7 protein-coding genes are annotated in these 14,224 nt (G+C 36.9%); all 7 read right to left on the reverse strand.

The window, feature by feature from the left end:
- Positions 1-4: 4 nt before the first annotated feature.
- A complete protein-coding gene (locus AC51AA_RS05890; RefSeq protein WP_500704803.1) occupies positions 5-3,313 on the reverse strand; it encodes a glycoside hydrolase family 2 TIM barrel-domain containing protein in 3,309 nt (1,102 codons plus the stop codon).
- A 48-nt stretch (positions 3,314-3,361) separates the two neighbouring features.
- Positions 3,362-4,480, reverse strand: coding sequence for a glycoside hydrolase family protein (locus AC51AA_RS05895; protein WP_500704804.1), 1,119 nt, complete (start codon positions 4,478-4,480; stop codon positions 3,362-3,364).
- Positions 4,481-4,524: 44 nt separating this feature from the next.
- A complete protein-coding gene (locus tag AC51AA_RS05900) occupies positions 4,525-6,210 on the reverse strand; it encodes a hypothetical protein (RefSeq protein WP_500704805.1) in 1,686 nt (561 codons plus the stop codon).
- On the reverse strand, positions 6,210-8,402 hold the full coding sequence (locus tag AC51AA_RS05905) for an alpha-L-rhamnosidase-related protein (RefSeq protein ID WP_500704806.1): 2,193 nt from the start codon (positions 8,400-8,402) through the stop codon (positions 6,210-6,212). Before AC51AA_RS05905 ends, AC51AA_RS05900 begins: the two co-directional genes overlap by 1 nt.
- Before the next feature lie 321 nt (positions 8,403-8,723).
- Positions 8,724-10,307, reverse strand: coding sequence for a sodium:solute symporter (locus AC51AA_RS05910; protein ID WP_500704807.1), 1,584 nt, complete (start codon positions 10,305-10,307; stop codon positions 8,724-8,726).
- Positions 10,304-11,368 (reverse strand): Gfo/Idh/MocA family protein, encoded by a 1,065-nt coding sequence (locus AC51AA_RS05915; RefSeq protein ID WP_500704808.1) that lies wholly within the window; start codon positions 11,366-11,368, stop codon positions 10,304-10,306. Before AC51AA_RS05915 ends, AC51AA_RS05910 begins: the two co-directional genes overlap by 4 nt.
- A 77-nt stretch (positions 11,369-11,445) precedes the next feature.
- Entirely contained in the window at positions 11,446-13,947 is a 2,502-nt protein-coding gene (locus AC51AA_RS05920; RefSeq protein ID WP_500704809.1) for a right-handed parallel beta-helix repeat-containing protein, read from the reverse strand.
- Positions 13,948-14,224 lie beyond the last annotated feature (277 nt).

Here is a 14,224-nt window from a genome sequence, read left to right on the forward strand (position 1 = left end):
TACTTTAATACTTAAACTTCTTTAAGTTTTCTTCCAATCCCTTTTTCGTAGCCGAGAAAGGAACCAAATAAAAACTGTATTGATAGTCGCCTGACTTAATTTGATATTTTTCCAAAGGTTGTGCAACTGCTGTCCAACTATCATTTCCTCCAACTCCCATTTGAATTAAATCAATATTTACGGTTAAAAATCCAGGATCTTTTAAATCAAAAGTATGCTTGGAAGCACTTAAATTCTCTTGTGTATAAGGCCATGCGCTCATGCTTAAAACTTGGGTATCATCCACAACCAATAAACCTTTATTTTTATCAGCTGTTGTAAAAGCCATCCATCTGACCTCGGTTCTATTTGCATTCTCCTGAGGCTTCACATAATGCTCTAAAAAATCATCAATAGGTAACGAATATTTCCCTACAAAGGATCCAAAACTTCTGTCAATGTAATTTTCTAACTCCCCTTTTCCATACCATGAAATCTGATCGAATTTTCTTTGAACCCCCATTTGCATTCCTATTTTTGGAATGTTGGGCAATTGCTTTGTGGCTTTCAGGGCATAGGCCACTTTTATAATTCCGTTTGTATTGATTTTGTATACCACTTGTACCTGCGCACTATCTTTTATTATCTCATAATCACTTGTAACGACAATACCATCAATAGCCGTAGCCATTTTAGTGCTTACCAATTTTGGTTTTGCCTGATACCATGGTTTCAAGACCTTATGCGATTTCCACCCTCTTTTGTCATTATCGGTAAGAGGTCTTACGAAATTAGGCAACAACGGCGCAAAAACTTGCTCTTCACCATTAAAAACATACGAATTCAATGCTCCGTTTACTTTACTAATGGAAATATCAAAAGTTTTTCCATTAATTTTAAATGCTGAATCCGTGTCGGTTGCCTTCATACCAAGAGTACTCTCTTTTTTTAAATCAAAAGTAACATCCGCTTTCTTTAATAAAAATTGGTCCGTCGCCACTACATATCCTTTAGATGCCCATGGTTTGTCTGTTGAAAGTTGAAAATCGATGTTCAGAAAATACTCTGCCTCCTTTTTCAATTTTGGTAAATATTGTTTGAACTCTAAAACAGTAGATTCGCCTGCTTCCAAATTGAAAGGTTTTAAAATTTGTGTTTTGACAATAGTACCATTTTCTAGGATTTGTAAAACTGGAATATACTCTGCCAAAGATTTTACAGCCTGACGATTTTTTATCTCTAACTGAAAATTCTCTTTTAAAGAACTTGTTGCTGGTTGATAAATCCATTTATTTTCATAAATAGACCCTTTTGGTTTTCCGTTAGAATCCACAATTCCTTTGGTATTGAAATTTCCGTCGTGGTATTTTTCACCAAAATCACCACCATGCGCAAAAAATTCCTGACCTGTCACTGGGTCTTTTTTTACTAATCCCTGATCTTTAAATTCCCAAATACAACCTCCAATAACTCTTGGAAGCGAACGGAACTCATCCCATAATTCTTTTAAATTCCCTACTGAATTTCCCATGGCATGAGAGTATTCTACAAAAATAATAGGACGCGTATCTTTCTTCTGATCTACTAAAAATTTAGGCGTAAAAACGCCCGGATAAAAACGGCTCACCATATCGACATAGGGCTCGTCTTGAGGGTTTTCAAATCTATAAGCGTGATCAATTGTTTTAGGATATCGAGGATCAAGAGGATCGATATATCCGTCTAATCTCGGATTTCCTTGCGCTGGTTCATAATGCACGGGACGTGTAATATCAAAATCATGGACCCATCCAGACATGGCAGCATGATTAGGCCCTTTTCCACCTTCGTTTCCTAAACTCCAGAAAACAACTGAAGGATGATTTTTATCTCTTTCCACCATCCTAGTCATGCGTTCTAAATACGCATTGGTCCATTTGGGGTCGTTGCTTAATTTTCCGCCAATACCATGTGTCTCTTGGTTTGCTTCGTCCATAACCATGATTCCGTATTGATCGCATAAATCATAAAAATAAGGATCATTAGGATAATGACTGGTTCTAATAAAATTGAAATTGAATTTCTTAATAGTCGTAATATCTTCTTTGATATCTTCTCGGGTTACGGCCTTTCCTCTCGTTGGATGTTGATCATGTCGGTTGACACCATACACATAAGTTTCCTTTCCGTTGATGAGCATCTTCCCATTTTCTTTTGAAAATTCAATCGAGCGAAAACCAACTTTACAACTTTTTGCCTCCGTAATCTTCCCACTGGCATCTTTTATGGACAGCACTAAAGTGTACAAATTTGGCTCCTCAGAACTCCATTTCTTTGGATTACTAATGGTTTCTTTGAACATACCAAAGCGTACATTATCCAATCGAGGATAACTTTCGTTGATCATATCAATGACTGGTTTTTGAAGCGGTCCTTTAAATAAAGCCACGTTGTTGGCATCATACAATTGCACCTCAAAAGTATAATCTTTGATTTTTTCACCTGTAAGGTTCTCTACTTTTGGTCTTAATTGGAAAGAGGCATCTTTATATTGCTTGTCTAATTTGGTTTGGTAAAAGAAATCCTGAATACGCAATTTTGGTTCCGCCATTATAAAAACTTCGCGCTGAATTCCGCTAACACGCCAATGGTCTTGATCTTCAAGATAGGAACCATCAGTCCATCGTATTACTTGTACTGAAACTATATTTTCTCCCTCTTTTAAATAAGGTGTAATATCAAATTCCGACGGCAAAAAGCTATCTTCTCCATAGCCCAGAAATTCTCCATTAAGCCAAACCTGAAAACCTGAACTTACCGCTCCAAAATGCAAGGTTACCGTCATGTCTTTCCAATTCTCAGGAACGGTAAAACTGCGTTGGTACGACCCAACCCCATTGTAATCTTTAGGGATAAAAGGCGGATTGATAGGTCGAAAAGGATAAACGGCACTTTTATAAATCGGAATATCATATCCTTTCAATTCCCAGTTCGAAGGCACTTCAATTTTATTCCAACCGAACACTTTTCCTTTATAAAAATCCTTGGAAGCTTCTTTGAGATTTGTGGCATATTTAAAATCCCAATCACCCGTAAGCATTTTTAATCGGCTTTTGCTTCGGTCTCCTTTTAGGGCATCTTCCACATTGGCATAAGAATAAGCGGTCGCTCTTGAAGCTTGTCTGTTGATACTCGTGACTGTTGGATCTTCCCATGGGGCAAATTCATATTTTTTATGCAATTCAGGAATTCCTGCAGGCTCACCAGTTACAGATTGCCCTTGCACAGTAAGGGTTAAAACAAAGAGGCAAACTGTGAATTGAAACCTGTAAAACCACTGACTTAAATTGATCATAATGCTTAATATAACTTTAAACTAAATACGCACTTCGAGACTAAAAAACTATTTTTTCTTTTGAGGTGGGGCAACAAAATTCGTTTCGCTTTTCCCCAAATCTTTAGACGTTGCCACCGCAATTCCTCTTTGCTCAGCTTTATTTACTGCACAATAAAAGTGATACACCACTCCCTTGTGTTTCACCACAAATGATTTGTGTGCAAACATATTATCATAAGGTTCAGAGGATTTAATTAAATCTTCACCCTTCCAATCATTCCAGTGAATTAAATCATTCGACACCGCAAAGCGATTAAAAGCACCAGGCTTCCAAAAGGCTCCAAAATAAAACATCACCCAAGTATCCTTAATTCTCTGAATATAAGGATCACCTGTAATGCCTTTATGATTATTCAATAGTGGATTTTTACCGTAACGCTTCCAATTTTTCATATCGTCAGAAACGGCCATTCCAATTCTTTCTGCTCCACGAGCCGGTTTCAAACTATCTCCACGGGCATTGTAATACATGATAAAATTATGGCCAGTTTGTTTTTCAGTATCTCTGATAACCGTATTTTTATACATCGTACTATTGTCCCACCAACTCACATCAGCATCTTTTGGCGACAAAACGGGTTGGTCTAAACGCTCAAATTCGTGTGCTTTTGTTGGCGATTCCTTGGTATAAGCCATCCCGATCGATAACACCCCTGCTTCATATCCTTTGCTGTCTCCACCAAAATAACTCATCCAGTATTTATCATCGTACTGCTCCCACTGGTAGCTTCCTCCCCAAGTAGGATCTTGTAAGGCAATATATCCTGCTTTTTGATTCACGTCCCAGTGTTGCTCGTTTTCAGAAAAAGACATTACTTTTCCTAAATGTTTCCAATGCAACAAATCATCACTTTCTGCCAACCAAGTTTCGTAACCTCTTCCACCGTAAATCAAATAAGTCATGAACCATTTTCCGTCCTTTCTAAAGACACTTGGACAATCCATTTTATAAGAATTGTCTGTTGGAACCATTACCAAACCGAATTTATATGGCGTTTTAATTTCGTTATAAATCTCCTCCATCACCTTATCGGTGATCTCTCTCTTCTTGTATTTAGTGATGGCACAACTACTGATGAAAAGCGCTGTAATTCCAATTAGTAGATACTGTATTGACTTTCTCATTTTGTGTTATTATAAGACATTCTTTGAATCTAGATGGGATCAATTTACTTCAATTCTGTCCATCGAGATTCCATTACTTCTTTATTCAATTTAACTTTTACCATTCCCATTGGATGGAATCTTTTTTTCAGGTCAATAGCGGCGTACACAATGGTATAAACGTCATTTCCTTCAGGAATCAAACATAAAGGTGTCCTCATAATATCCCACCATTTATCGACTTTTATTTCTATCGGAAGATATCTGGCCTCTGACCAATTTTTACCATCTTTTGATAAGGAATAGGCGATCATATTAGGTAAATGATGGCCCCATCCTTCTGGTCCTCCATCAAAAATTGCCATGTATAATCCGTTGGGAAGCTGACTCACAATTGGATTCTCAACAAAAAACGGATGCATGGTTTTGATTGGATTACTGCCCTCTTTTATTCTGGTCCATGGACCTTCTAAACTTTTAGATTCTGCCAAAGCAACAAACCATCCTTTTCCACTTTTCTTTGGATAATCTGCCCAGGAATTAAACGGATAAGCTCCACTGTAAAAACCAAAATATTTATCACCTACTTGATAAGGGAAAAAAGAGGCCACGCCTTGACGTCCTTCCCATGGTTCCGAGTCTAAGCCAGGTTCCATAATAATTCCCATATCCTTATAAGGTCCTCCGATTCCGTTGATTCCCTCTACAGTGGACTCACAACGCCAGATTCTTCCAAAAGAATGATTGGGTTGTATTTCTTTGTGAACGGTATAGGCTAAGTAATAGCCATACCATTTGTTTGTCTTTTCATTAAAAACAGGCATATACGACCAAATAGCCCCGCGGCGATCATTCATTGGATTATCATCTTCCGTTAGCGCGTAAGTTCCACTTGCTTGATAAATTGTTGATACTCTTTTCCAGTGAATGGCGTCTTTACTGGTCCAATGTCCGATTCTGGTTTTAACACGATCATAATAATAATCCACTCCTTTTTCACCGGCTCTTTCGGTTGGGAACATATGATACGTATCCCCAACTTTGACCACGCGACCTCCTTCAAAACCACCTTGAATCCCTTCGGTGCCAGGCATTCCTTCATCTACAACAGGCTGATTTTCTCCACCTATAATTTCAAAAAGTGGCTTTTCATCTGAAAACCCTTCTACTATAAAAGTAGGATTCCAAAGCTTACCGTCCGGAAGTTTAGCATCTCTTGCTACCAATTGCTGGTTACTTTTCAGTACCCCTAAAATGCTAAACAATCCTTTGGCCTTTGGTAAAATAAGGTGCGTTCCTTTGGTATAAGTGATTGCATAAACCTTTACTGGCGACAACCCCGTAATAGTCACTGCGTTTTCAAGAAGTAAATTCCCTTTTCCTAGAGCATTGGACTGAAGGTATTCCTGGTTATTGTCCTCTTGAAATAGCCCCACCAAAACCTGAACTGGTTCTTTAAATTTTAATTGTAATGGAGCATTGGTTCCTTCTTTGTAACTTCCAAATGGAAGTTCAATTCCTGTTAATCCCTCTAATTCTGGAGCAACACGCACAATATTGTGTTTACTCCCAGAAAAAACATGGGCATATTTTGTTGTTTTGAAGGTTTTATACTTAGGATTTAGCACTTCAAAAGAAGCTGCTTTCCAACTCGATTCTTTGCTCTGATTGGGCTTTTGACCTTGAGCAGAAAACTGCAAAGTTGCAAAAAGCAAAAACAGATAATAAATAGGTTTACTTTTTTGAATCATTATTTGAGTGCTTTATAACTTACTTTATATTCTACATTTGGTTCAATGGTCAATTGATAGGTATCCTTTGCCAATTCTTTAATTGTTCCTGAATTTGTTTTAGGTTTGCTTTGGCTTTTAAAAACCAATTTCCCTTCACCTTCAGCTGCTTTTACTTTGATTTCTTTTGTACTGCAATACAATTCAACTTCACCTTTTGGTGTTGGTACTTTTCCTTGCATCCATTGTAAACCTCCTAAATTTGGCTTGATTTCATACTCGGCATACCCCGGTTGCAAGGGTTTTACACCCAAATAATATTTCCCTAACAAATAAATCGGACTTGCACCCCAAGCATGACAAAGGCTTTTTCCAAATTCTCTACCATACATTGCCAAATGTTCCGTTCCTTTTTTGCTCGGATTGTATTCTTCCCAAAACGACGTTGCTCCAAGTTTTAGCATACCGCCCCAATACGCTTTCATCTCTTTCAGCACATAATCTTGTTCTCCCATCGCACATAAAGATTCCAACTCATAAAAACGCATATAGGGCGTTACAATCTTTTGCACTTTATCATTTAATAAAACGGACTTTTTAACCTGCTGCTTTTGTTCTTCACTAAAATAATCGAAGAAAATGGCAAACATATTTGCGTAACGTGTTACGTTTTCTGTTTGTTTTCCATCAACAAAACTATGTACTAAAGCCCCTTTCTCAGGATTCCAATATTTATCAAAAATCTTCGTTTTTAATTGAACTCCTAAATCCTTGTACTTAGTGGACCCCGTGTCATCACCAGCTATTGTGGCACAAACGCTCATGGCTTCTAAACTTCTTGCCAATAACAGTTGTTCAAAACTTACTTCTCCTTTTTTACTTAAACCTTCCGCCCAATCAATAAATATCCAGTCACCAGAAAGTCCCTGCATCATTCCATTTTCATTTCTTCTCCCTAAACAATATTCCATTAAAGATTGCATCCTTGGATAAAATTGCTTGATAAAAGTCTTGTCTCCACTATATTGGTAATAGTCATAAATTCCTAGAAACCAATAAAACGTATAATCCATAATGGTATTGATGTGTGCAGTAACAGGATCTTTGCCACGAAGCGCTAAAATCGTTCTTTCAACAGTCGGTGAATCATTTGTTAAGTAGTAATTCATCAAATAACTTTGGTAAGCATCGCCTGACCAAATCCAACGGTCTCTTTTTATTCCATCAATAAAAAATTCTCTTGTAGTAAGATGGAAAGTATATTTGGCAACGTCATAAATTTCATTGATCTGATTGTCAGAACATGTAAAACTTCCTTTGTCTTTTAAGTCTGCGTATTCGAACAGCATATTTACCGAACCAATAGTCACATCCGAGGACGGAACTACCAAAACATATCGAAAAGCTTTTGATAGCTCCATGATCGTATCTTTCTTAGAACTGAAATCGATTTCAATATGATCTAAAGTTTCACAATGATCTTTAGAAAGTGCTTCTTCTTTAGATTCTCCGTAATAAATAGCAACACTGCCTTTTCCTAGAACTTCATTTAATTTGATAAAACCAAAAGTCTCTTTTCCGAAATCATAAAGTGTTTCAGCCCCTATTTTAACGTTACTTAGCGGTTCCATTTTCTTAACGGGTAATGCGAATTTAGAGGGTACTAAATTAGCCTGATTTAGATTCCATGAACCTGCCTGAAGCCAGGTTGTTCCAGATTGATCAGAGGCTTTTCCCGTTTCGTCTATCCATTCTTTATCTTCAAAAGTAACCAACCATGAATTATCCGATTTTACCGTTTTTCCATCAATGAAAATCGACGGAACGGAAGCCTGATTATACACTTTAAGACTTAGCTTATGTTTACCTGCAGGCATAGTAATCTTTTTAGGAAACCCTTGAAAAGCTTTACCGTCAATTTTTATGTTGTAGGTCCCCTCAACAGCAATGCTGACTTCTTCAGGCGCTTTTAAGTCAAATACTTTATGAAAATCAATCAAGTTGTAATGACTATCCGTTTTCCAAAAAACAGGGAAGAACGAACCTCTCTCAGTTCTCCTATTTTGCATTTGATTGGCTAAGTTAATTTCGAAATCACCTGGATACCAGATCCATGTAGCTTCTTTGGGTTTCTCTTGCGCAAACAAAAAAACAGAAGGATATAAGACCACACAAATAAACAAAAATCTAAAAATTGAAAATCGGCTTTGCATATAAATATATTTTGCACTAAAGATAAGTGTTCCTTTTACATTTCACAACCTGTACTGTCCTGTTTTCAATAAAAGCTTTTAACTTTATTTTTATAGCTACCCTAATTTAACTCCCATATTTATACTTATTTCATTCTAATCTATCTACTTTTTTCTTAAATTATCAAATCCCTTAATTTAAGTCAGATCGAATTCTCGCTGATGTTCTCTTCCATATTTACTCCGAATTTTTTAGAAGATTTTGCAAAATAAAAAATGCCTCAAGAAACTTGAAGCATTAAAAAAACATCTATAAATTTTTTAAAATTATTTCGCTACACTTTAATTTCCATTAAAAATTAGATATAAGGCCAAGATGGTTATTCCCAATAATCCAAATAATAACTTTACTCGTCTACTGGTTTTAGGGACATCTGTCTCACTCACAAAATTGGTTTCTGGGCTTCTATCTACCAATGAAATAATAATGGCTGACACTAGTAAAACTGCAAAAATGTAAAATGAAATTAGCAAAAAGTGCGGCCAAATAGTATAAACATCTGCAGGGAAAATCCATAGATACAGTACTCCTACAAACAAACTAAAGCCTGAACCCCATGAAAGTGTCGCATTTACAGCTTTCTTTGTCGTACGTTTCCAAAAAATACTCAATAGAAACACAACAGATAATGAAGGCGCTAAAAATCCTAAAACGGCTTGAAAAATATTAAATAAATTTTGCCCTTTTATATTATCAATAGCCACCGCAATTAGAATTGCAAACAAACATCCTGCTGCAATGGTAATCCTACCCATTTTAATCTGCTCTTTAATGGTTGCCGTCGGATTGATTTTTTTGACATAAATATCATTTGTAAAAACGGTACTTAATGCATTCAAAGACGAACCAATAGTTCCTACTAGAACGGCAATCATCACACAAATGACCAAACCATTCATTCCGCTTGGAAATAAGTTGGTAACCATAGTCATATAAGCCAAATCAGAGTTTTTGCCTAATTCAGGGTATAAGGCGTAACAAAGAATTCCAGGCAAAATAAACAAGGGTAAAGCCATTACTTTTAGCCATCCGATGAAGTTCACACCAAGTTGACCTTGCTCTAAATTTTTAGCTCCCAAAACACTCTGTACCATCGATTGATCTGTACAAAAGAAAGCCACAGCAGCCACCGGATAGCCTAACAAAATAGCCGGCCATGGATAATGTGGGTCGTCTGCAGGCTGTACTAAATTCCAGAAATTAGCCGGTGTTTTGGCAATTAAAACATCAATCCCTCCAAGTTTTTGCAAACCTAAATAGGATAGCGTTAGCGAAACAACGATTAACAAAATCATCTGAAAGACATTCACTTTAGCGATCGCTTTTAATCCTCCTGCAAAAGTGAAAATTCCTGAAAAAATCACCAAAACCGTCACACTTTGCCACATGGGAATTCCTAAAATCTGGCGTACTAAAACACCTCCACTAAACAAACCTAAAGACAACCAACTTACCAATATTTTGACTAAAGCGTACCAAGCCAAAATATTCTGAGTACTATCCCCATACCGTTTTCCCATATATTCTGGCATTGTACTTACTTTGCTTGCGAGATAACGCGGAGCAAAAACCATCGCCAATAACAATAAAAAAACAAAAGCATACCACTCAAAATTCCCTGCTACAATTCCAGTGGCATAACCTATACTGGCAAAGGCCAATAACGATGAAGGTCCCACATTTGTTCCCCACATATTAAAACCGATGCTATACCATCTAAGTGAATTTCCTGCCATAAAAAGTGTTTCATCTTTCTTGCTTTGTTTCACACTTACCACGTATCCAATAATCAATAAAGCGGCCAAATAAACACCAACAATTATAAAATCTAAGGTGGTTAACTTATCGTAAATGCTGTTGTTCATAGTCCATATTCGTTAAGAACATCAGCTATTTTTACTGGCATCCCGGTTTTTAAAGTTTTATCCATTGCTTGTAATAAAGCCACAGTTCCAATGCCTTCTTCCATATCGGGATAAGCCACAAAATCCTGCTCAATACTATCGGCAAAATATTCCAGATAATTTTGATATTCTCCTGCATGGTGGCTTTGTCCTTCAAAACGGAAATAATGTTTCAAAGTCGAATCTCCCCATGTAATTATTTTTTCTTCTCCATCTTTGGATGTTACCGCATATCTCAATTCATGATAGTCCGACTGGCTCGCCCCTTCTGTTGCTCTTAAAATTGTACTCATTCCACTATCCCGCTGTGCAGGTTGCGTTGGCGAAGTATACACACCGCTTACTCTAGCGATTCTTCCATCGGTAGCTTTAAAGATAAAATGCATGGTATCTTCATTTTTTAATCCAGCAGCACTTCCGTTACTGCTGATCATTCCGTATCCCATTACTTCTTCTATATTTGGTAAATACCATCTGATAAAATCCACAGGATGACTTAAACCTCCATAGAGCCATTTAAACGATTGCAATAACGACCATTCTTTTTCTAAGAACCATCTGTGATCCGCGTGGTAATGTGCTTCAATAGTAATTAACTCCCCTATTAAACCTTCCTCATAATCTTTTCGTTGTCGTTTCGCCGGTTCAAAGAATCGGGAACTTTGACCTATAAAAACCTTCTTTCCTGTCTTTTTACTTAGTGCTAATAAGGCAGCAGCATCAGAAAGATCATCGATAAAAGGTTTCGTACAAACTACATGTTTTCCGTGTAATAAAGCTTGCTTCACATGCTCAGCATGCAAATGGTCAGGGGTATATATGGCAATTATATCAATCGACGCATCTTGCAATAGATCATCGTAATTGGTTGTATAGGAATGAAAATCGAACTCTTTTGCTCTCTGTTTACACAAATCTTCATTTCTATCGCATACTTTTACGAGCTCTACTTTTGCACTTCTTAAAGCTGCCGACATTGTACTTCGACCCTCTCCGAGTCCTAAAATGGCTATTTTCAACATTTGGTTTTTGGTTTATAATTTTTAGGACCACAGATCAACCGATTTTAAAGGTTTTACTATTCTATGGTCCCTTATTTTTAATTTACTTTATTTAGAAATATCCAAGTTTCATCCGGTTTTGCCCCTTCGATTCCGGTTTGGTATTTTTTCATTAAAGCATTCCACTGGTCTACACGTGGATTGTTTTCTGTGGTTTTCAAATTCAGTTTATCCAGACTTTCTCCTTTTGGAATACTTATAATCAGCATGAGTTGTTTTTCATTTTTAAAAACCTGTAGCTGTTGAAAATCAGCATTGCAGAATCCTTTGGCAATCTCCGGCCACTTCTCGAACTGCGTTTTATGATAGTCTACATATTCCTTTTCCAATTTTGGATCAGCCACTAAATTGGCCGTCAAAACAATATTTTCCCATTCTGCTGCCGGTTTTGAATCTTTACATCTCTCAAAATTCTGAAAATCATAAAGGGGATTCTCATAGATTTTAATTTGAAGCTCCGGAAAAGCCAAGGCCAGTTTTTGTTTGGTTCTCTCGGGTTGATTCATTTTTCCATAAATCACCAAATGATTTTTCCATTGGTATAACGATTCGCCTACAATCCTGAAACCTTTTATCCTTGATTTTATTTTTTCGATATCAAAATCAGTACCTATTAATTCTATTGCAACTGGTTTTGGCAATTCCTGTAACCCCCAAGCTTCATCAATAACAACCTCCTTAGTCAAATCCGTATAGGGTGCCCTAATTCCTGCTGCCTCTTTAATTTTGGTACTTACATACGGATTGTTATCCTGCCAAATATTTCCTTCGGGTCCATTATTGTTTTTTAGAATTTTCTCGGTGGCAATCCAGTTATTTTTGATTGTAAAACCTTGACTCCCTTCATCTGTATACAAATACAGCCACAAAAATGGATCATGTGCATAGGGACTATTGTACACTTTATCAATGTAATTTTCCTCGATTCTACTATTGGGTTGTGAAGAAAGCGTGTAAATTCCAGCAACATCATGTAAATGTTTGGCATAATGATGAATTTTATTGGCTCGTATGCTATTGTTTTTCATCACATTTGAAGTGTGCGTCCAACCCCAACCCATCGCAATTCCTGAATACGATACATCTGAAATTTCGTTATGTTCTATCGTTAGGTTACGAACAAATCCCGCACTGATTCCCAGTGTTCCCCAATCTTCATTGGTTACATTGGTAATTAAATTATCCGCAATTAATTCATCCGAACAAATTTCTCGTTCATCTTTTACATTTAGGGGTAAATGCGCTTCAAAAGCTTCTTCTGAAAAAACACCCACATTGATAGCGCTCCCACCGATGTCTTTGAATAAATTTCCTTTAATACTATTGTGATTTGTTCCTTTATTTAAATCCAATCCTGTTGAAGCTAAATGTTCAAAACGACAGGATTCGAACTGATTATCATGTGCATAATTTACCTCCACGGCTGCACGAGGTTTCCCCACCCAAGCCTGATTTTCTAAACTTGCCTGATTTGGGGTTCCCGGAATTTTTAATTTATAAGCATCTAGTAAATACAAACCTGACTGCAACGGCACGTGGCCTTGCTGTGAAGGACGAAGCCAATTGCTGTACTGAAATGAAATTCCCTTGAATCTAAAATGATGAACAGGTGCATCAATTGTTCCCTTTACTTGTACTAAATTTTCTAAAACTGGTACTGTTACTTTGGCCGTATTCATATCTTCTCCAGCTCTTGGAATATAATAGATTTTAGCGCTTTTCTTATCTAAAAACCATTCTCCAGGTTCATTCAGCATTGAAATTCCGTTATTTAAATAAAAAGCTGAATTTCCATTGTTCTTTGAAATCCATGGCGCAGGCCAAGGATGTTCACTCTGAATACGGCTTTCAGGTTGCTCAAACGAAAGTCGAGCACTGTCTTTTTTAATTTCGATATTTTTGATTCGCAGATTAGCAATCGACCACCATTGTACAATAAACATTTCCATTCCCGGCTCAAATTTGATTGACTTATCTTTGAATGGAATCCAACAAGTTTCAGTCTCTTTGTCCCATGATAAAATACGATCCATTGTATTTCCCGCAGTGCTTTTTGCTCTCACCGCTTTTTTATCATTCACCCACAATTGTCTGTAATTGATGATTTCCCCAGCATTTTTTGGCGCATCGGCCACCCACACATTAGCCTTTTTAATACCATTTATGGTCAATGCTTTTTTCCAGTTTTTGATTTCTACACCACCACTTATGATGGGTCTAGAATTCGTTTCCGCTTCAATGGTTGTTGGGCTTTGGGCAGTTCCAGAATCTTCTGGTCTAACAAATAAAGGCTCATTTAAATAATACGTCCCGTCCATTACTATGATACGAATACCGTCTTTGATGGATGCATCTTTTAGTCGACGTAATTCTCTTGCTTTTCTCATCGCCATCTGTACAGTAGCCAACGGACTTGATTTTGAGCCAATATTGATATCCTTTCCCCTTGGAGATACCCAGATTTCGGCTGCAGTGGCTGAAACCATCGAACAAATGATAAAAAGGCCTAGTAGTATTTTAGTAAAGGTGTTTAATCGCATTAGTTTTAAGTTTTAGTTTCTTTTGGTTATTAAAATTGCCAGTGCTCTATTTTAAAGCGAAAAAATAAGCACATCTGAAGTTTTTTTAACACTAATAATAAATATATGGCACAATTTAGCAGAACAAAAAAACATAAGTATCCTGTACCCTCCTGCATCATTCAAATGAATCTGAGCAAACAAATTCATCACTTTTAACTTTCTTTTGTGGCAAATGACCAAATGAGTTATTTTTTATTAATATTTTTTTCATAGATTCGTGCAATCGATTACATTT

This window comes from Flavobacterium sp. OHVDL-2026-0007 (genome assembly GCF_059882335.1).

Bases quoted from the DNA above. Each gene is read 5' to 3' on its own strand.
- AC51AA_RS05890 (WP_500704803.1), bottom strand. From the start codon at position 3,313: ATGATCAATTTAAGTCAGTGGTTTTACAGGTTTCAATTCACAGTTTGC.
- AC51AA_RS05895 (WP_500704804.1), bottom strand. From the start codon at position 4,480: ATGAGAAAGTCAATACAGTATCTACTAATTGGAATTACAGCGCTTTTC.
- AC51AA_RS05900 (WP_500704805.1), bottom strand. From the start codon at position 6,210: ATGATTCAAAAAAGTAAACCTATTTATTATCTGTTTTTGCTTTTTGCA.
- AC51AA_RS05905 (WP_500704806.1), bottom strand. From the start codon at position 8,402: ATGCAAAGCCGATTTTCAATTTTTAGATTTTTGTTTATTTGTGTGGTC.
- AC51AA_RS05910 (WP_500704807.1), bottom strand. From the start codon at position 10,307: ATGAACAACAGCATTTACGATAAGTTAACCACCTTAGATTTTATAATT.
- AC51AA_RS05915 (WP_500704808.1), bottom strand. From the start codon at position 11,368: ATGTTGAAAATAGCCATTTTAGGACTCGGAGAGGGTCGAAGTACAATG.
- AC51AA_RS05920 (WP_500704809.1), bottom strand. From the start codon at position 13,947: ATGCGATTAAACACCTTTACTAAAATACTACTAGGCCTTTTTATCATT.